Below are 17,991 nucleotides of genomic sequence, written 5' to 3'. Positions count from 1 at the left end.
GCAAGGTGGCGCCGTATCACATTCGGGATCGGCGTCTTCTTGTCGCGTGGGTTCGTGGCGCTGTTGCTGGTCGCAGTGGCCCGTTTCCGACCCGCCGAGCGGGCATCGGTTCGAGCAACGGGGCTTGCGCCCTAGCGTTTGATCGATCTGGTCGACGTCTCACCGTTCAACAGAATCCTTCGCGCCCCCTGCTGTGGGCACTGGTGTTCGGCGTCCTCGTCGCGGGGTGCCGCGAGGACGGCGCCGTTCCCGAATCGCAGGTGGCTGCGCGCGTCAACGGCGAAGACGTCTCGGTGCACCAGGTCCAGGCCGTTCTGGCGCGCCAACCGCGGCTCCTGGCAACAGCCGGCGAAGCCTCGGCCCAGCGCGTGCTTGAAGCGCTGATCGACCAGGAAGTCGCCAGTCAGGCTGCCCGCGAACAGGGGTTGGCGAGCGACCCGCTTGTAATCCAGTCGAAGCATGCGACCGAACGAGAACTGCTGGCACGCGCCCACCACGATCGAATCGCCGCCAAGGCTGGTGGATCGACCAGCGACGAGATCGATCGGTACTACGACAGTCGTCCCGGCCTGTTCGCGCAGCGACGCCTGTATGTTCTGCAGGAAACTGCCATCGAAGCGTCCGATGCGCAGATCAAGGAGGCGAAGGCAATCGCCCTCCGATCGCGAGGTGCCGACGAACTTGTTCGCGCTTTGAAGGAAGCGGGGTTCCGGCCGGCTTCCCGTCAGTTCGTACAGGCGGCCGAGGACTTGCCAATGGTCCTGCTCGAGCCGCTCGCATCCGCCGAACCGGGACAGTCAAGGCTGTTCCCGCAGGCAGGTGGCGCACGGATCTTCACGATCATTTACGCCCACGCTGCACCAGTGGATCGGCGCACTGCCGCCCCGGCCATCACCGAGTTTCTCCTGGCGGAGCGCAAGCGACAGCTTGTCGCAGACGAGATGAAGAGACTGCGCCAGGCGGCCCAGGTGAGCTACGGTGGCACCTTTGCCAGGAGCGCCGCTTCGGCGCCCCTGGCAGGGCCGTCTGCTTCCGTGCCGCGCTGAACGTCTGCCCAAGCAGCCGGCGAACACCATGAACTCGCTGGTGGGTCGAACGCTGATCAATCCGGGCACCCTACCGACGCCGGTCGACGCCATTCCACCCCGCGCCGACTGGGCCCCCGCCGCGATTCTCGCGACCGGCTTTGCGCTACTGGTCCTCTCGCTCATGTGGGACTGGCCGGCCGCCATGCGGGCCGACGCCGCCCAGGGGCACGAGCCGTTCATCCTCGCGGTTTCCGCGTTCCTGCTGTATCGGCGGCGCGTGTACCTCTTCGCTCTGCCAGCCGCACCGGCAACGGTGCTTGGCGGCGCTCTCTTCTGCGCGGGCTTGCTGCTGTTCGTGCTGGGGCAGGCCTACGACGTGCGGCTGTCACTGGTGTCGCTGATGATGATCCTCGCGGCCGTGCTGCTGATCCTGAAAGGACCGGCAGCGTTGCGAGCGAGCTGGTTTCCGGTGCTCTTCACGCTGTTTGCCTTGCCGCTACCGCTGGACTTCGTGCTGGCGATCACCGGCCCGATGAAGCAGGCCGTGTCGCAGGTTGCGACGTGGCTGCTCGACTTGCTCGGCTACCCCATAGGACGGGCCGGCGTCGTGATCACGATCGGTCAATACCAACTCCTCGTCACCGAGGCCTGCGCGGGGTTGCAGACGATGTTCACGCTCGAGGCAATGGGCTTGTTGTACGCCAACCTGGTGAGTCACGGCTCGGTTCTGCGCAGCACGCTGCTGGCAGTGCTGACGCCACCGATCGCTTTCATGGCGAACGTCGTGCGTGTGGTCGTGCTTGCACTGATCACCTGGTACCTTGGCGATGGTGCCGGGCAAGGCTTCCTGCACGGCTTCTCCGGCATCGTCCTGTTCATGGTGGCGCTGGCGATGGTGATCGGCTTGGACTCCGCGCTCGCGCGCCTGCCGTCGCTGCGAGGCCGGTCGAAATGAACGCCACCCTCAGCCGCCGCCGCGCCCTCGTCCTGACCGCCGGCATGGGTGCCGCCGCGGCATTGGGCAGCGTCGCCCGGCCGACCCGGTTGGACGACGCACAGCCCCCACCGGACCTCGAGCAGATCTTCCCCAGTGCATTCGGCGCGTGGCGCGTCGAGCAGTTGTCGGCAGCCTTCATTCGTCCTGCTAACGACCTGAGCAAGCGCCTCTACCAGCGGCTGCTGGAGCGCGTCTACACGGACTCGGCCCGGCGCCGGGTGATGCTTTCGGTTGCCTGGGGCAGCGAACAGTCGTCGAACTTGCAACTCCATTGGCCCGAGGTCTGCTACCGCTACAGCGGCTTTGCCGTGCATGGCCGCCACCAGGAACAGATCATGAGCAACGGCCGGTCGGTGCCGGTCACGCGTCTGGTCGCCGAGATGCCCTTGCGCCCCGAACCGGTCACCTACTGGGCCGTTCTCAGCGGCGAGCGCACCGCGGACGCGAATACCTTCCGTCTGCGCCGGCTCGCCCACGCCGTGCGCCACCAGAGCGCCGACGGCTTGCTCGTTCGCGTCTCGAGCATCGATGCTGACGCCCAGCGAGGCTTCGCGCTGCACGCCGAATTCATCGACGCGCTCTCGCGTGCGCTCTCCCCTGCCGACTTGGCTCGAGTCGAAGGTACTCTCGACCAGACCTAGTTCTCGGTCGTCGACGCGCCCGCGGCGCGACGACATGGCCTGCCCGGAGGGACTCGAACCCCCGACCCCCAGCTTAGAAGGCTGGTGCTCTATCCAGTTGAGCTACGGGCAGTGTGGCCGCGAGTTTACGGGGCCTGCCGGCTTCAGCCCCGTGGTCGCTGATCGATGACGCGACGCGCCTTGCCGACCAGCGTGCGCTCGATGGCGTCGGGTGCCAGCACGCTGACGCGGCAGTTCACGCCGATCAGCGTCTTGATGCGCTCGGCGAGCGCAGCGCCAACCGCCGCTGCCTCGCTCTCGGCCACCGAGGCTAGGCGCTCACAACGGACCTCCAGTTCATCGAGCGGCCCCTCGCGCGTCACGACCAGCTGGTACTGCCCGCCGAGCCGGCCTTCCTTGAGGATCAGTTCCTCGACCTGCGTCGGGAACAGGTTCACGCCGCGGATGATCAGCATGTCGTCGCTGCGGCCGACGATCTTGCCGATGCGCCGGAAGCTGCGCGAGGTCGGCGGCAGCAGGCGCGTGAGGTCGCGCGTGCGGTAGCGCACCACCGGCATGCCTTCCTTGCTCAGCGTGGTGAACACCAGTTCGCCCTCTTCGCCGTCGGCCAGCACGGCGCCGGTGTCGGGGTCGATGATCTCCGGGTAGAAGTGGTCCTCCCAGATCACCGGCCCGTCCTTGCTCTCGATGCACTCGTTGGCCACGCCTGGGCCCATCACCTCCGACAGGCCGTAGATGTCGACCGCGTCGATGCCGGCGCGTGCCTCGATCTCGGCGCGCATCGCCTCGGTCCAGGGTTCGGCGCCGAAGATGCCGATCTGCAGCGATGTGCTGCGCGGGTCGATGCCGGCCTTCTCGAAGCCCTCGATCAGCACCTGCATGTAGCTCGGCGTGACCATGATGATGCGTGGCTTGAAGTCGCAGATCAGCTGGATCTGCTTCTCGGTCTGGCCGCCGCTCATCGGCACCACGGTGCAACCGAGCTTCTCGGCGCCGTAGTGCGCGCCGAGGCCGCCGGTGAACAGGCCATAGCCGTAGGCCACGTGCACCATGTCGCCACGACGGCCGCCCGAGGCGCGGATCGAGCGCGCCACCAGATCGGCCCAGTGCTCGATGTCGCCCTGCGTGTAGCCGACCACGGTCGGCTTGCCCGTGGTGCCACTCGAGGCGTGCACTCGCGCGATCTGCTCGCGCGGCACCGCGAACATTCCGAAGGGGTAGTTGGCGCGCAGGTCGGCCTTGGCGGTGAACGGAAACTTCGCCAGGTCGGCCAGCGTGCGCAGCTCGGCCGGATGGACGCCGGCCGCATCGAAGGAGGCCCGGTAATGCGGCACGTTGGCGTAGACACGCTCCAGCGTGGCGCGCAGCCGCTGCAGCTGCAGCGCGGCGATCTCGTCGCGGCTGGCCAGTTCGATGGGGTCCAGTTCTGCGGGCTTGGGGGCAAAGCGGTGCATGCGCGTCCTTGGCAATCAGGGCTTCGGCGGGGCGTCGACCACGCTGCCTTCGAGTCGGCGGCTGCGCCCGCGCATCAGCGCCACGGTGGCTCCCTGTTCGTTGCTGACCCGGATGTCGTAGACCCCGCTGCGTCCGCTGCGGGCGCGCTCGACTCCCTCGGCCAACAGCAGTTCGCCTTCGCCGGCCGGCGCGAGATAGTCGATCTGGCATCCGGCCGCGACGCAGACCTGGTTGTAGCTGTTGCAGGCAAAGGCGAAGCAACTGTCGGCCAACGCGAAGATGAAGCCGCCGTGGCAGCTGCCATGACCGTTGAGCATGTCGATGCGCACCCGCATCTGCATCACCGCGCGGCCGGGGCCGATCTCGTCGAGCCGCATGCCCAGCGCCTGCGAGGCATGGTCGCGCGCCCACATCGCGCGGCCGCAGGCCTCGGCCAGCGCCTGCGGGTCGGAGGGCAGCGTCGTCTCGCCAAAGGCGCTCGGGTCGACGCTGCGCGGATCGACGCCGGGGCCGGTGCTCATCGCCCGCTGAAGCGCGGCGCGCGCTTCTCGGCAAAGGCCGCCACGCCCTCGGCGAAGTCGGGGCTGGCGCCGAGTTCGCGCTGCAACTTCACTTCGAGCTGCATCTGCGCGAGCAGGTCGTTGCCTTCGCTGGCATCGAGCGCCTGCTTGATGCGTGCCAGCGCCTGGGTCGGCGCCGTGGCCAGCCGCGCGGCCAGCGCGTCGACCTCGGCAGGGAAGGCGGCGTCATCGACACAGCGCCAGATCAGCCCCCATTGCTCGGCCTGCTCGGCGCTGAGCTTGTCGCCCAGCAGCGCCAGGCCCATCGCCCGCTGGCGGCCGACCAGCCGCGGCAGCAGCCAGGTGCCACCGGCGTCGGGCACCAGCGCGATCTTGCTGAAGGCCTGGATGAAGCTGGCCGAGCGCGTCGCGATGACCAGGTCGCAGGCCAGCGCGAGGCTGGCGCCGGCACCGGCGGCGACGCCGCCCACGGCAGCGATCACCGGCTTGCGCAGCGCGCGGATTCGAGTGATCAGCGGCAGGTAGTTCTGTTCGAGCGTGCGACCGAGGTCGAGCGACTCGCCCGGACCGGCCGCGGCGCCCTCGCCCAGGTCCTGGCCGGCACAGAAGCCGCGCCCGGCGCCGCCGATGACGACGACGCGCACTGCCGGATCCTCGGCCGCGCCGAGCGCGTCGCGCAACTCGGCGTGCATCGCGTCGTTGAAGCTGTTGAGCCGGTCCGGCCGGTTGAGCGTGATGCGGGCGATCCCCTCACGCGTGTCGACGATCAGATTTGCATAGGCCATGCTTGCTCCCGCGATCAGTCCGTATCCTGCCGCTGCTGCACCAGCGGGCGCAAGTCCTCGGCCTGCCAGCGCGGCCGGTCCATGTCGTCCAGCGTGCGGGCCATCACCGGATGCAGGCTCGCGTGGCAGCGCTGCGCGAGCCGGTGGTAGGTGGCGGTGCCCTCGATCTTCCAGGCCAGTTCGGCGGCCGTGAGCTCGCGCACCACCTTGCCCGGCACGCCGGCCAGCAGGCTGCGTGGCGGTACCTTCAGCCCGGCCTTGACGAAGGCCATCGCGGCGACGAAGGAATCCTCGCCGACCTCGGCCAGGTCCATCACCACCGCGTTCATGCCGACCAGCGCGTTGCGCCGCACGCGGCAGCCATGCAGCACCGCGCCGTGGCCGATGTGGCCGTTGATCTCGACCACCGTGTCGGCACCCGGAAAGCCGTGCATCGTGCAGTGGTCCTGCAGGTTGCTGCCGGCCTCCAGCACCAGCCGGCCGAAGTCGCCGCGCAGGCTGGCGCAGGGGCCGACGTAGACGTTCTCGCCGACCCAGACATCGCCGATCAGTTCGGCACTCGGGTGCACGAAGGCGCTCGGATGCACCACCGGCACCAGGCCGTCGATCTCGTAGCAGGGCATGGCTTGCTTCCCTATTGATCCTGGTCGAAGTCGACCGTCACGGCCGCGGTGGCCGGATAGCTCTGGCAGGCCAGCCTGAAGCCGCGCGCGATCTCGTAGTCCTCGAGCGCGTGGGCCGCGTCCATGTCGATCTCGCCGGCGGTGAGCTTGCAGCGGCAGGTGGCGCAGACCCCGCTCTTGCACGAGTGGCGCACGTCGATGCCGGCGCCGAGCGCCGCGTTGAGCAGCGAGATGCTGCCGTCGCGCGGCATCGAGAACACGCGGGTGCTGCCATCCATCACCAGCGCGACTTCGCAATGCTCGTCGGATTGAGCGACGTCGATCCGGCGCGGCTTGGGTGCGCCGGCCACCACGAACAACTCGGTGCGGATGCGCTCCGGCGCCAGCCCTTCCTCGCGCAGCACGTCGCGCACCGCCTCCATCATCGGCTGCGGCCCGCAGGCCAGCGCCGCGTCGACATCGGCCAGCGGCAGCCACTGGCGCAGCAGCGCGAGCACGCGCTCGCGGTCGATCCGGCCGTGCAGCAGGTCGATGTCCTGCGGCTCGCGGCTGAGCACGTGCAGCAGCGTGAAGCGATCGAGATGGCGATCCTTCAGCCCCGCCAGTTCGTCGCGGAACATCACGCTCGAAGAGGCCCGGTTGCCGTAGACCAGGCTGACGCGCACGCCCGGCTCGCTGGCGAACAGATGCTTGACGATCGCCAGGATCGGCGTGATGCCGCTGCCGGCGGCGAAGGCCAGCACATGGCGCGCCGCGCCCGGCGCGGCCGGTGCCGGCACGCCGAAGCGGCCGTCGGGCGGCGCCACCTCGATGCTGGTGCCGGCCTTCAGATGGGCGTGGGCCCATTCGGAGAACAGGCCACCATGAACCCGCTTGATCGCGACCTGCAGACGCCCTTCGTGCGGCGCGCTGCAGATCGAGTAGTTGCGACCCTGCTCCGCGCCATCGACCGTCGCCTTCAGCGTCAGGAACTGGCCGGGCCTGAAGCCGAGGAAGGTCTCGCGCAGGGCGGTCGGTAGCTCGAAACCGAGCACCAGTGCATCGCGCGTGTCGGCGCGGGCTTCGGCAATCCGCAGCGGGTGAAAGCGCAGTTCAGTCATTCAATGGCACTTGAAGCGCTCGAAGGGTTCGAGGCAGTCGTTGCAGACATGGGCGGATTTGCAGGGCGTCGAGCCGAAGCCGCTGACCAGCCGCGTGTGCGCCGAGCCGCAATGCGGACAGACCGGCGCCGCCTCCGCATCGAGCGAGCGGATGTCGAGCACACGGCCCGGCCGCTGTGTCGGACCTGTTGGCGAAAGCGGTGGATCGCGCCGACCCGGCGGCGCGATGCCGAAGGCGCGCAGTTTTTCGCGCGCCGGCTCGGCCAGCCAGTCGGTGGTCCAGGCCGGCGCCAGCCGCGTCTCGATGCGGACCTGCTCGATGCCATGGGCCCGCAAGGCGCCTTCGATGTCGGCGCTGATGACTTCGGTCGCCGGGCAGCCGCTGTAGGTCGGCGTGACGGTGACGACCAGGGACTCCTCGCGCCAGGCCACCTCGCGCACGATGCCGAGCTCGACCACCGAGATCACCGGGATCTCCGGGTCCAGCACGGCCGACAGCCATTGCCAGACCGTCTCGACCGCGGGCCGCGCGGCGACCATGCTCACCAGTGCGCTCCCGGATGCGCGCGCGCCACGACCTGCATCTCGGCCAGCAAGCGCGACAGGTGCTCGGTGTGGCGCCCCTGGCCGCTGCCCTGCTGGGCCCAGGTGCTCGCGGGCCGGCACAGCGTGGCGTCGGCGAGCACCGCGTCGACCTGCGCGTCCCAGTCGGCGCGCAGCCCTTCACCATCGATCTCGTCGATCAGGAACATCTCGCCGGCGTGAGGCCACAGCAGATCGAGCGTGGCCTGCGTGCGGGCATGGCTCTCTTCGGTGCCATCGCCGAGCCGCACCACCCAGTCGGCACTGCGCCGCAGGTGGTAGAGCACCTCCTTGTGGGCTTTGGCGGCGATGGCCGCGACGCGCGAGTCGTGGTGCTCGCCCAGCCGCTCGAGCACGAGCCGGTGCCAGGCGTCGAACAGGAACTGGCGCACCATCGTCTGTGCGTAGTCGCCGTTGGGCTGTTCGGTGATCAGCAGATTGCGGAACTCGCGGTCGTCGCGCCAGTAGGCCAGCGCGTCCTCGTCGCGGCCGGCGCCCTCGACCTCGCCCGCCAGCGACAGCCAGAGCCGCGCTTGGCCGAGCAGATCGAGCGCGGTGTTGGTCAGCGCGATGTCTTCCTCCAACGCCGGGCCGTGACCGCACCAGGCACCGAGCCGCTGCGAGAGGATCAGCGCGCTGTCGCCCAGGCGCAGGCACAGCGCGAAAAGCGACGCGTCGACAGTGCTGGCGGCGACGGCGCTCACAGATGCTCCACGCCAGCCGGCACGTCGTAGAAGGTCGGATGGCGGTAGACCTTGTCGGCCGCCGGGTCGAACAGCTCGCCGCGCTGCGAGGGTTCGCTCGCGGTGATGTCGGCCGAGCGCACGACCCACAGGCTCAGGCCCTCGTTGCGACGGGTGTAGACGTCGCGCGCGTTCTCCAAGGCCATCGCGGCGTCGGCGGCGCGCAGGCTGCCCACGTGCTTGTGGGCCAGGCCATGCTGGCTGCGCACGAAGACCTCCCACAGCGGCCATTCGGCGTTGCTCATGCGGCCTCCCCGATCGATCGCTTGGCTCGCTTGGCCGCATGGGCCAGCGCCGCCTCGCGCACCCAGGCGCCCTCGTCCCAGGCCTTGTTGCGCGCCGCCAGGCGCTCGACATTGCATGGCCCCTCGCCCTTGATGACGCGATAGAACTCGCTCCAGTCGATCGCGCCGATGCGCCAGTGACCGCTGGCCGCGTCGAAGGCCAGATCGGCATCGGGGATCGTCAGCCCAAGGTGCCGCGCCTGCGGCACCGTCTGGTCGATGAACTTCTGGCGCAACTCGTCGTTGCTGAAAAGCTTGATCTTCCAGGCCGCGCTCTGCGCCGAGTGCACCGACTCGCCGTCGGGCGGGCCGAACATCATCACCGCCGGCCACCACCAGCGGTTCAGCGCGTCCTGCGCCATCTGCTTTTGCGCCGGCGTGCCCTTGCACAGCGAGACCATGATGTCGAAACCCTGGCGCTGGTGGAAGCTCTCTTCCTTGCAGATGCGCACCATCGCCCGCGCGTACGGGCCGTAGGAACAGCGGCAGAGCGGGATCTGGTTGATGATCGCCGCGCCATCGACCAGCCAGCCGATGGTGCCGATGTCGGCCCAACTCAGCGTGGGGTAATTGAAGATGCTCGAGTACTTCATGCGCCCAGCGAGCATGTCTTCGTAGAGCGCGTCGCGTGAGGCACCCAGCGTCTCGACCGCGCCGTAGAGGTACTGCGCGTGGCCAGCCTCGTCCTGCACCTTGGCCAGTAGCACACACTTGCGCTTGAGCGAAGGCGCGCGCGAGATCCAGTTGCCCTCGGGCAGCATGCCGACCACCTCTGAGTGCGCATGCTGGGCGATCTGGCGCGTCAGGGTCTTGCGATAGGCGGCCGGCATCCAGTCGCGCGGCTCGACCTTGATGTCGGCATCGATAGCTTCCTGGAAGGCGCGCTCCTCGGCCGACAGTTCCTCGGCCGAGCGCAGATGGGTGGCACCGGTATCGACGAGTTGGGCGTACATCACGACTCCTGGCAGAAAGCACCACCCTGTTTATAGGCCTGACCGACCGGTCAGTCAAGGTTGACCTCCGACGGCGACCCGACTATCGTGCGCCGCCATGCCGACCCGCTCCGATACCGCACCGATCAGCCCGACGCAGCAGTCGCTGATCCTCGACCAGGCCGCCCTCGCCTTCGCCGAACTGGGCTATGCGGCGGCCTCGATGAGCGACCTGGCGGCGCGCTGCGGCGTCTCCAAGTCGCTGCTCTACCACTACTTCACGAGCAAGGAATCGATTCTGCTCGCGCTCTTCGACGGCTACACGCGGCGCCTGCTCGCGCTGTGCGAGGAGGTCGCCGCGCGCGAACTCGAAGCTCAGGCCCATCTCGACGCCCTGGTGCGCGCCTTTCTCGACGAGTACCAGACCTCGCAGGCAGTCCACAAGCTGCTGCTGCAGGACGTGGAGCATCTGCCCACCCGCGAGCGGCGCCGCATCCGGGCCCAGGAGCGCCAGGTGGTCGAGGCCTTTCGCGGCGTCGTCCAGGCCGCGCTCGCGCCCGGGATCGACGGCGCCGAGCTCACCGCCGCGACGATGATGCTGCTCGGCATGATCAACTGGACCTTCACCTGGCTCGACCCGAAGGGCGAGCTCAGCTACGAAGACTTCGCCGCCGCCGTGCTGGCGGTGTGTCGGGGCGGCTTCGGCGCGCTGCCGGCGCGGGCGCCGGCAGCAGCGCGCGCTACTTCACGTACTTCCAGGCCCCGTTCTCGATCCTGACCATCACGCGCGCGCGCTGGTCGAGGCCGAGGTGGTCGGTCGGGCTCATGTTGAAGATGCCGTGCGCGCCGGCCAGGTCGGTGGTCTTCTCGAGCGCGTCGCGCAAGCCGGCGCGGAAGGCCTTGGTGCCTGGCGCGCCGGCCTTGAGCGCGGCCGGAATCGCCGCCTCGAGCAGCTTGGCGGCATCCCAGGCATGGCCGGCGAAGGTGCTGGCGCTGCCCTTGCCGTACTTCTCTTCGTAGGCACGGACGAACACCAGCGCCGACTTGCGCACCGGGTTGTCGGCTGGCAACTGGTCGGCAACCAGCATCGGCCCGGCCGGCAGGTAGGTGCCCTCGCAGTCCTTGCCGCAGACGCGCAGGAAGTCGGCGTTGGCCACACCGTGCGTCTGGTAGATCTTGCCGGCGTAGCCGCGATCCTTGAGCGTCTTCTGCGGTAATGCGGCCGGCGTGCCGGAGCCGCCGATCAGCACCGCGTCGGGGTTGACGCCGACGATCTTGAGCACCTGGCCGGTGACCGCCATGTCGGTACGGGCAAAGCGTTCGCTCGCCACCACCTTGAGGCCGCGCAACTCGGCGATGTTGCCGAACTCGCGTGCCCAGCCCTCGCCGTAGGCGTCGGCAAAGCCGATGAAGGCCACCGTCTTGATCTTGTTGTCGATCATGTGCGAGACGATCGCGGTGGCCATCTGGGCGTCGTTCTGCGGCGTCTTGTAGATCCAGCGTCGCTTGCCCTCGACGGGTTCGACGATCGCCTTGCTGGCCGCCATCGAGATCATCGGCGTCTCGCTCTCGGCGACCACGTCGATCATCGCCAGCGAGTTGGGCGTGGTAGTCGAGCCGATCACGACGTCGACCTTGTCCTCGGTGATGAACTTGCGCGCGTTCTTGACCGCGGCAGTGGTGTCCGAGGCATCGTCGAGCACGATGTAGTTGATCTTCTGCCCTGCCACCGTGGTCGGCAGCAGCGCCACGGCGTTGCGCTCGGGAATGCCGAGCGAGGCGGCCGGCCCGGTGGCCGAGAGCGTGATGCCGACATTGATGTCGGCCTGCGCCGCCAGCGCCGCGAGTGCGAGGGCGAGGCCGGTGGCGAGCTGGGACAAGCGATTCATGGGCGGAACTCCTGTGGCGATGCCGATGGGCTGACCGATCGGTCAGTCGTGATCGCAGTCTAGGCAGAGTCGTCGCGCGCAAAACGGGACTAACCCGCAAGCCGGCCGCCAAAGCGCACCATGAACGACAAAGGCCCGTCGGCGTCGCCGACGGGCCTTGCTGATTTCTTGGTCGGGGCGAAAGGATTCGAACCTTCGACCCTCTGGTCCCAAACCAGATGCGCTACCAGGCTGCGCTACACCCCGACTGAGGCTCGATTGTAGCGGCCGGCCAGGCGCGAGCCCTCGGTCAGGCGGTGATCTGGGCCCACGCCTTCTCCAGTCGCTTCACCGAGACCGGCTGCGGCGTGCGCAGCTCCTGCGCGAACAGGCTGATGCGCAGTTCCTCGAGCAACCAGCGGAACTCGTCGAGCCGGGCGTCGGCCGCTCCTTTCAGCTCGGCCATGCGACGCGTCCAGCGCTGGTCGAGCGGACGTAACTCGGCCAGCCGCTGCGTGTCGCGCGCGGGATCGGCCCGCAGCTTGTCGAGCCGCATCACGATGCCCTTGAGGTAGCGCGGCAGATGCTGCAACTGGGCATAGGGCGTGACCTGCAGGAAGCGCTTGGGCACCAGCCGCTGCAACTGTGCAGCAATGTCATCGGCCACCTCCTTGGGCGGCCTGCTGTCCTTGAGCTTGCGCTGCGCAGCGGCGGCCTCCTGCAGCACGCTGGCCGCCAGGCGCGCCACTTCCTGCGCCACCAGGTTGAGCCGGGCGCGGCCCTCCTCGACCACCGCCTTGAAGCGCTGCGCGTCGGTCGGCAGCGGCTCGCTGGCGAGGAAGGCGCGATCGAGGGCCACGGCGACGATCTGCTCGCGCAGTTCATCCGAGCTGCCACCGAGCGCCATGAACTGCACCGCCATCCGCGCGAGGTCGGGAATGTTCTTCTCGAGGTACTTCAGCGGCTCCTTGATCTGCAGCGCCACCAGGCGGCGCAGGCCGGCGCGGTGCTTCGATGCCGCGACGTCGGGCTCGTCGAAGACCTCGATCTCCACGTGGGTGAGCTTGTCGATCAGCGCCGGAAAGCCGACCATCTTCTGGCCGCCGCGGCCGATCTCCATCAGCTCGGGCAGTTCGCCGAAGCTCCAGTCGGTGTAGCGCTCGGGCGCGGCGGACGCCTTGGTCGCGGCAACCTGCGGCGCCGGTTTAGCAGAAGTCGAGGCCAGCGTCGGCGCGGGCTCCGTGGCCGGCTTCGGCGTGCCCAACTTCAGCGCCGCCAACGCCTGGAACGCCGAGCGCGCCTGCCCGCCCAGCTCGGCCTTCAGCGTGGGCAGGTGGCGTCCCATGCCGAGCTGGCGACCGTGCTCGTCGACGACGCGGAAGTTCATGAACAGGTGCGGCTGCAGCGTCTCGAGCTTGAAGTCGTTGCGCTGCACCGCGAGCTGGGTGCGCTCGCGCACCGCCTTCAGCAGCGCGTCCATCAGCGAGCCTTCGCCGAAGTTCGCGGTCTCGCAGAACTCGGCCGCGTAGTCGGGCAGCGGCACTAGGCGTGAACGCGGGCGCTGGTGCAGGCTCTTGACCAGCGCCAGCACCTTGTCCTTCAGCAGCCCCGGCACCAGCCACTCGCAACGCTCGTCGCCGACCTGGTTCAGCGCATAGATCGGCACCATGACGGTGACGCCGTCCTTGGCATCGCCCGGCTCGTGCAGGTACGTCACCGCGCAGTCGACGCCGCCCAGGCGCAGCGTCTTGGGGAAGGTGGCGGTGGTGATACCGGCCGCCTCGTGCCGCATCAGCTCCTCGCGCGTGAGCATCAGCAGCTTCGGTTGCCTCTTGCTCTCCTCGCGGTACCAGCGCTCGAAGCTGTGGCCCGAGCAGACGTCGGCCGGCAGCTGTTGATCGTAGAAGGCGAAGATCAGCTCGTCGTCGACCAGCACGTCCTGCCGACGCGACTTGTGCTCGAGCTCCTGCACCTGGCAAATCAGCTTGCGGTTTGCGCCGAGGAACGGCAGCTTCGTCTCCCACTCCTCGCCGACAAGCGCCTCGCGGATGAAGATCTCGCGCGCCGCGGCCGGGTCGACGCGACCGAAGTTCACGCGCCGGCCGTTGTAGAGCACGATGCCGTAGAGCGTGGCACGCTCCAGCGCCACCACCTCGGCCGCCTTCTTCTCCCAATGCGGCTCGAGCAACTGCTTCTTGAGCAGCGGCCCCGCGACCTGCTCGATCCAGCCCGGCTCGACGCCGGCCAGCCCGCGACCGAACAGCCGCGTGGTCTCGACCAACTCGGCCGCGATCAACCAGCGTCCCGGCTTCTTGCTCAGATGCGCGCCCGGATGGCGCCAGAACTTGATGCCGCGCGCGCCGAGGTACCAGTCCTCGTCGTCGCTCTTGCAGCCGACGTTGCCGAGCAACCCGGCCAGCATCGCCAGGTGCACCTGCTCGTAGGTGGCGGGCGAGCCGTTCGGTCGCCAGCCATGCTCGGCCACCACGGTCAGCAGCTGCGAATGGATGTCGCGCCACTCGCGCACCCGGCGCGGGCTGATGAAGTTCTCACGCAGCCGTTGCTCCTGCTTGCGGTGGCTGAGCTTGTGCTCGACCGGCGCAGCCGGCGCGCCGGCAAGCTTCGCGCCCCGGACTTCCTCGAGCCAGTTCCACAGCTTGAGGTAGCCCATGAACTCCGAGCGCTCGTCGTCGAAGGGCTTGTGCCTGGCATCGGCCTGCTGCTGCTGGTCGGGCGGACGGTCGCGCACGTCCTGGCCGCTCAGGGCCGAGGCAATGATCAGCACCTCGTGTAGCGCCTGACGGTCGCGCGCGGCGAGGATCATGCGACCGACGCGCGGGTCGAGCGGCAGCTTGGCGAGTTCCTGCCCGATCGGCGTCAGCTCGTTGTCCTCGTCCATCGCGCCGAGCTCGCCCAGCAGCGCGTAGCCGTCGGCGACCGCCTTCTTCGGCGGCGCCTCGAGAAACGGAAAGTCCTCGACCCGGCCGAGTCCGACCGACTTCATGCGCAGGATCACGCCGGCCAGCGAGGAGCGCAGGATCTCCGGGTCGGTAAAGCGCGGCCGCTCGACGAACTCCTGCTCGCTGTAGAGCCGAATGCAGATGCCGTCGGCCACCCGGCCGCAGCGGCCGGCGCGCTGGTTGGCGGCGGCCTGGCTGATCGGCTCGATCTGCAGTTGCTCGACCTTGTTGCGATAGCTGTAGCGCTTGACGCGCGCCAGCCCGGGGTCGATGACGAAGCGGATGCCGGGCACCGTAAGTGAGGTCTCGGCGACGTTGGTCGCCAGCACGATGCGCGGCGCGCCATGCGGCTCGAAGATGCGCTGCTGCTCGGCCTCGGACAGCCGCGCAAACAGCGGGAGAACATCGACGCCCGGTGGATGGTGCTTGCGCAGGTGCTCGGCCGCCTCGCGGATCTCGCGCTCGCCGGGCAGGAAGACCAGCACGTCGCCGGCGCCGGCACCTCGCCCGCGCCACAGTTCGTCTACGGCGTCGGTGATGGCATCGTTGAGGTCGTACTCGCGCCGCTCCTCGAAGGGCCGGTAGCGCTGCTCGACCGGGAACAGCCGGCCGCTGACCATGATCACCGGCGCCGGGCCGTCCTTGCCGGCAAAGTGCTTCGCAAAGCGATCGGCGTCGATCGTCGCCGAGGTCACGATGATCTTCAGATCGGGCCGCTGCGGCAGGATCTGGCGCAGGTAGCCGAGCAGGAAGTCGATGTTGAGGCTGCGCTCGTGGGCCTCGTCGATGATCAGCGTGTCGTAGGCGCGCAGCAGCGGGTCGCGCTGGGTCTCGGCGAGCAAGATGCCGTCGGTCATCAGCTTCACCGAGGCGCCGGGCTGTAGCCGATCCTGGAAGCGGACCTTGAAGCCGACCACCTCGCCGAGCGGCGTCTTGAGCTCCTCGGCGATGCGCCTGGCCACGCTCGACGCGGCCAATCGCCGCGGCTGGGTGTGGCCGATCAGCTTGCCGCGGCCCTGGGTGGCGTTGGCCGCGCCACGACCGAGCAGCAGCGCGATCTTTGGCAACTGCGTCGTCTTGCCCGAGCCCGTCTCGCCGCAGACGATGACGACCTGGTGTTCGGTGATTGCGCGCGCGATCTCGTCGCGCCGTGCCGAGACCGGCAGCGACTCTGGAAACTCGATCGGCGGCAACGGCCGGGCGGGTGCCGCAGGGCGTGGCGTGGCGGCTGGTGGGCGCTTGGTGCGGCCTGCTGCGGGGCGGGGAGAGATGGTGGGGCGATCGGTCACGGGCCGCGGATTATCGGCGGCCCGGGCATCCCGGGCCGCGCGTCACTTGTGGGCCGGCGCCTCGTAGGTGATCAGGTTCAGCACCGCGCCCTGCGGATCGGCGATCACGCTGAAGCGACCGACGCCGGGAATGTCGGTCGGCGCCACGAATACCTTGCCGCCCAGGCCCGGCACCTTGGCCACCAGCGCGTCGACGTTGTCGACCGTGACGTAGCCGCCCCAGGCCGGCGGCATCGGCCCGGCCTCGGGCGGCGTCTTCATGATGCCGCCGATCGAGGCGTCGCCAACCTTGATCACGTGGTACGGGCCGGAGGGCATGTGCATCGTCTCGATGCTCCAGCCGAGCAGGCTCTTGTAGAAGCCCATCGCGGCCTCGGGATCGCTGGTCATCAGCTCGTTCCAGCTGAAGGCACCGTGGGTCTGGAAGACTTCCATCGCGTTCTCCTTACGGGCGTTTAAGACCGAGCATCCTCGGTCCGGCGTGGCGTGCCGTCAACGACCGCCGCATGACGCGTACGGCACAATTCCGGCGCTGCCCCACACACCATGAGCCTCGTCTTCCCGCACACCTTCGTCCCCTGGTTCCGCTCGGTCGCGCCCTACATCCACGCGTACCACGGCAAGACCTTCGTGGTCGGCATGGCGGGCGAGCTGATCGCCGCCGGCAAGCTCAACGCCTTCGTCCAGGACTTGGCGATCATCCACGCGATGGGCATCAAGCTGGTGCTGGTGCACGGTTTCCGCCCGCAGGTCAACGAGCAACTGGCCGCCAAGGGCCATCCCTCGCGCTTCAGCCATGGCCAGCGCATCACCGACGCGCCGGCGCTCGACGCCGCGCAGGAGGCCGCCGGCCAGCTGCGCTTCGAGATCGAGGCCGCGTTCTCGCAGGGCCTGCCGAACACGCCGATGGCCAACGCCACGGTCCGCGTGGTCTCGGGCAACTTCCTGACCGCGCGGCCGGTGGGCATCGTCGACGGCGTCGATTTCATCCACAGCGGCGTGGTGCGGCGGGTCGACTCGCCGGCGATCCGCCGCGCGATCGACATCGGCGCGCTGGTGCTGCTGAGCCCCTTCGGTTTCTCGCCGACCGGCGAGGCCTTCAACCTGCGCATGGAAGACGTCGCCACCAGCACCGCGATCGCGCTGCAGGCCGACAAGCTGATCTTCCTGACCGAGGTGCCGGGCATCCGCGAGAACCCGGCCGACCCCACGACCGACATCGACACCGAACTCGTGCTGGCCGAGGCCAAGCGCCTGCTGGCCACGCTGCCACCGGCCGAGCAGCCGAGCGACCTCGGCTTCTACCTGCAGCACTGTGTGAAGGCCTGCGAGGAAGGCGTCGAGCGCTCGCACATCCTGCCCTTCGCGGTCGACGGCGCGATCCTGCAGGAGGTGTTCACGCACGACGGCATCGGCACCATGATCGTCGACGAGAAGCTCGAGAGCCTGCGCGAGGCCGGGCCCGACGACATCGGCGGCATCCTGCAGTTGATTGAACCCTTCGAGCGCGACGGCACGCTGGTCAAGCGCGACCGCACCGAGATCGAGCGCGACATCGACCACTACACCGTGATCGAACACGACGGCGTGATCTTCGGTTGCGCCGCGCTCTACCCCTACCCCGAGGCACGCACCGGCGAGATGGCGGCCCTGACGGTCAGCGACGCGGTGCAGGGCCAGGGTGATGGCGAACGCATCCTCAAGCGTGTCGAGCAGCGCGCCCGCGCGACCGGGCTCGACAGCATCTTCGTGCTGACGACGCGGACGATGCACTGGTTCATCAAGCGCGGCTTCAAGGTGGTCGACCCCGAATGGCTGCCCGAGGCGCGCAAGCGCAAGTACAACTGGGACCGGCGCTCGCAGGTGCTGGTCAAGAACCTCAAGTAGTTTTGGAGAAGCACATGGCCCGTACCGTCAATTGCGTGATGCTCAAGAAGGAGGCCGAAGGCCTCGACTTCTCGCCCTACCCGGGCGAGCTCGGCGTTCGCATCTACAACAACGTCAGCAAGGAAGCCTGGGCCGCGTGGCTCAAGCACCAGACCATGCTGGTCAACGAGAACCGCCTCAACCTCGCCGATGCGCGAGCCCGTCAGTACCTGGCGCGGCAGATGGAGCGCTACTTCTTCGGCGAAGGTGTCGACCAGCCGGTCGGCTACGTGCCGCCTTCGGCCTGAGGCTCGGCG

General features: G+C 68.7%; 18 protein-coding genes and 2 tRNA genes. 6 read left to right on the top strand and 14 right to left on the bottom strand.

Annotated features, from left to right (window positions below; translation table 11 throughout):
* The first annotated feature begins 5 nt into the window (after window positions 1–5).
* Genes EV670_RS12810 through EV670_RS12800 form a run of 3 tightly spaced genes read left to right on the top strand, consistent with a single transcriptional unit; the run spans window position 6 to window position 2,666 of the window.
* Entirely contained in the window at window positions 6–1,046 is a 1,041-nt protein-coding gene (locus tag EV670_RS12810; RefSeq protein ID WP_278044419.1) for an EpsD family peptidyl-prolyl cis-trans isomerase, read from the top strand.
* 28 nt (window positions 1,047–1,074) lie between these two features.
* On the top strand, window positions 1,075–1,983 hold the full coding sequence (gene xrt, locus EV670_RS12805; protein ID WP_130432634.1) for an exosortase: 909 nt from the start codon (window positions 1,075–1,077) through the stop codon (window positions 1,981–1,983).
* Window positions 1,980–2,666, top strand: coding sequence for an exosortase C-terminal domain/associated protein EpsI (locus tag EV670_RS12800; RefSeq protein WP_130432632.1), 687 nt, complete (start codon window positions 1,980–1,982; stop codon window positions 2,664–2,666). Before xrt ends, EV670_RS12800 begins: the two co-directional genes overlap by 4 nt.
* 35 nt (window positions 2,667–2,701) lie before the next feature.
* Here EV670_RS12800 and EV670_RS12795 read toward each other — a convergent pair.
* The 10 genes from EV670_RS12795 to paaA all read right to left on the bottom strand — a co-directional run bounded on the left by EV670_RS12795 (window position 2,702) and on the right by paaA (window position 9,712).
* Window positions 2,702–2,778 (bottom strand) — tRNA-Arg (locus tag EV670_RS12795).
* Window positions 2,779–2,809: 31 nt separating this feature from the next.
* Window positions 2,810–4,120, bottom strand: coding sequence for a phenylacetate--CoA ligase PaaK (gene paaK / locus EV670_RS12790; RefSeq protein ID WP_130432630.1), 1,311 nt, complete (start codon window positions 4,118–4,120; stop codon window positions 2,810–2,812).
* A gap of 15 nt (window positions 4,121–4,135) precedes the next feature.
* Entirely contained in the window at window positions 4,136–4,534 is a 399-nt protein-coding gene (paaI, locus tag EV670_RS12785; RefSeq protein WP_242616959.1) for a hydroxyphenylacetyl-CoA thioesterase PaaI, read from the bottom strand.
* 104 nt (window positions 4,535–4,638) lie between these two features.
* Window positions 4,639–5,427, bottom strand: coding sequence for a 2-(1,2-epoxy-1,2-dihydrophenyl)acetyl-CoA isomerase PaaG (paaG, locus tag EV670_RS12780; RefSeq protein WP_130432626.1), 789 nt, complete (start codon window positions 5,425–5,427; stop codon window positions 4,639–4,641).
* A 14-nt stretch (window positions 5,428–5,441) separates the two neighbouring features.
* Window positions 5,442–6,050, bottom strand: coding sequence for a phenylacetic acid degradation protein PaaY (locus EV670_RS12775; protein WP_130432624.1), 609 nt, complete (start codon window positions 6,048–6,050; stop codon window positions 5,442–5,444).
* Window positions 6,051–6,061: 11 nt separating this feature from the next.
* Window positions 6,062–7,150, bottom strand: a complete 1,089-nt coding sequence (locus tag EV670_RS12770; protein ID WP_130432622.1) for a 2Fe-2S iron-sulfur cluster-binding protein — start codon at window positions 7,148–7,150, stop codon at window positions 6,062–6,064.
* On the bottom strand, window positions 7,151–7,690 hold the full coding sequence (paaD, locus tag EV670_RS12765; protein WP_130432859.1) for a 1,2-phenylacetyl-CoA epoxidase subunit PaaD: 540 nt from the start codon (window positions 7,688–7,690) through the stop codon (window positions 7,151–7,153).
* A 2-nt stretch (window positions 7,691–7,692) separates the two neighbouring features.
* The gene (paaC, locus tag EV670_RS12760; RefSeq protein ID WP_130432620.1) at window positions 7,693–8,436 is read right to left on the bottom strand and encodes a 1,2-phenylacetyl-CoA epoxidase subunit PaaC; all 744 of its coding nucleotides are present in this window, start codon (window positions 8,434–8,436) and stop codon (window positions 7,693–7,695) included.
* Window positions 8,433–8,720 (bottom strand): 1,2-phenylacetyl-CoA epoxidase subunit PaaB, encoded by a 288-nt coding sequence (gene paaB / locus EV670_RS12755; RefSeq protein ID WP_130432618.1) that lies wholly within the window; start codon window positions 8,718–8,720, stop codon window positions 8,433–8,435. The genes paaC and paaB overlap by 4 nt, the downstream gene beginning before the upstream one ends.
* A complete protein-coding gene (gene paaA / locus EV670_RS12750) occupies window positions 8,717–9,712 on the bottom strand; it encodes a 1,2-phenylacetyl-CoA epoxidase subunit PaaA (protein WP_130432616.1) in 996 nt (331 codons plus the stop codon). Before paaA ends, paaB begins: the two co-directional genes overlap by 4 nt.
* Before the next feature lie 97 nt (window positions 9,713–9,809).
* Between paaA and EV670_RS12745 the strand changes: the two genes are divergently transcribed.
* On the top strand, window positions 9,810–10,469 hold the full coding sequence (locus tag EV670_RS12745; protein ID WP_130432614.1) for a TetR/AcrR family transcriptional regulator: 660 nt from the start codon (window positions 9,810–9,812) through the stop codon (window positions 10,467–10,469).
* Here the strand turns inward: EV670_RS12745 and EV670_RS12740 are convergent.
* From EV670_RS12740 to EV670_RS12725, 4 genes are all read right to left on the bottom strand, one after another.
* Entirely contained in the window at window positions 10,432–11,580 is a 1,149-nt protein-coding gene (locus EV670_RS12740) for an ABC transporter substrate-binding protein (RefSeq protein ID WP_130432612.1), read from the bottom strand. The genes EV670_RS12745 and EV670_RS12740 overlap by 38 nt on opposite strands.
* 169 nt (window positions 11,581–11,749) lie before the next feature.
* A tRNA-Pro gene (locus EV670_RS12735) sits at window positions 11,750–11,826 on the bottom strand.
* A 43-nt stretch (window positions 11,827–11,869) separates the two neighbouring features.
* The gene (gene hrpA / locus EV670_RS12730) at window positions 11,870–15,808 is read right to left on the bottom strand and encodes an ATP-dependent RNA helicase HrpA (RefSeq protein WP_423213581.1); all 3,939 of its coding nucleotides are present in this window, start codon (window positions 15,806–15,808) and stop codon (window positions 11,870–11,872) included.
* A gap of 42 nt (window positions 15,809–15,850) precedes the next feature.
* Window positions 15,851–16,243: a VOC family protein gene (locus tag EV670_RS12725; protein ID WP_130432610.1), complete on the bottom strand. Its 393-nt coding sequence runs from the start codon at window positions 16,241–16,243 to the stop codon at window positions 15,851–15,853.
* Window positions 16,244–16,354: 111 nt separating this feature from the next.
* On the opposite strand from EV670_RS12725, the gene argA reads away from it, so the two are divergent.
* Together argA and EV670_RS12715 are read left to right on the top strand one after the other, a co-directional pair.
* Window positions 16,355–17,695, top strand: a complete 1,341-nt coding sequence (gene argA / locus EV670_RS12720; RefSeq protein ID WP_130432608.1) for an amino-acid N-acetyltransferase — start codon at window positions 16,355–16,357, stop codon at window positions 17,693–17,695.
* Window positions 17,696–17,709: 14 nt separating this feature from the next.
* Window positions 17,710–17,982 (top strand): oxidative damage protection protein, encoded by a 273-nt coding sequence (locus EV670_RS12715; RefSeq protein ID WP_130432606.1) that lies wholly within the window; start codon window positions 17,710–17,712, stop codon window positions 17,980–17,982.
* Window positions 17,983–17,991 lie beyond the last annotated feature (9 nt).

Origin of the sequence: Rivibacter subsaxonicus, assembly GCF_004217215.1 — a bacterium.
Taxonomy (GTDB): domain Bacteria; phylum Pseudomonadota; class Gammaproteobacteria; order Burkholderiales; family Burkholderiaceae_C; genus Rivibacter; species Rivibacter subsaxonicus.
Note: the sequence above shows the minus strand (reverse complement) of the source record. Positions and strands in the feature narration are given on the sequence as shown.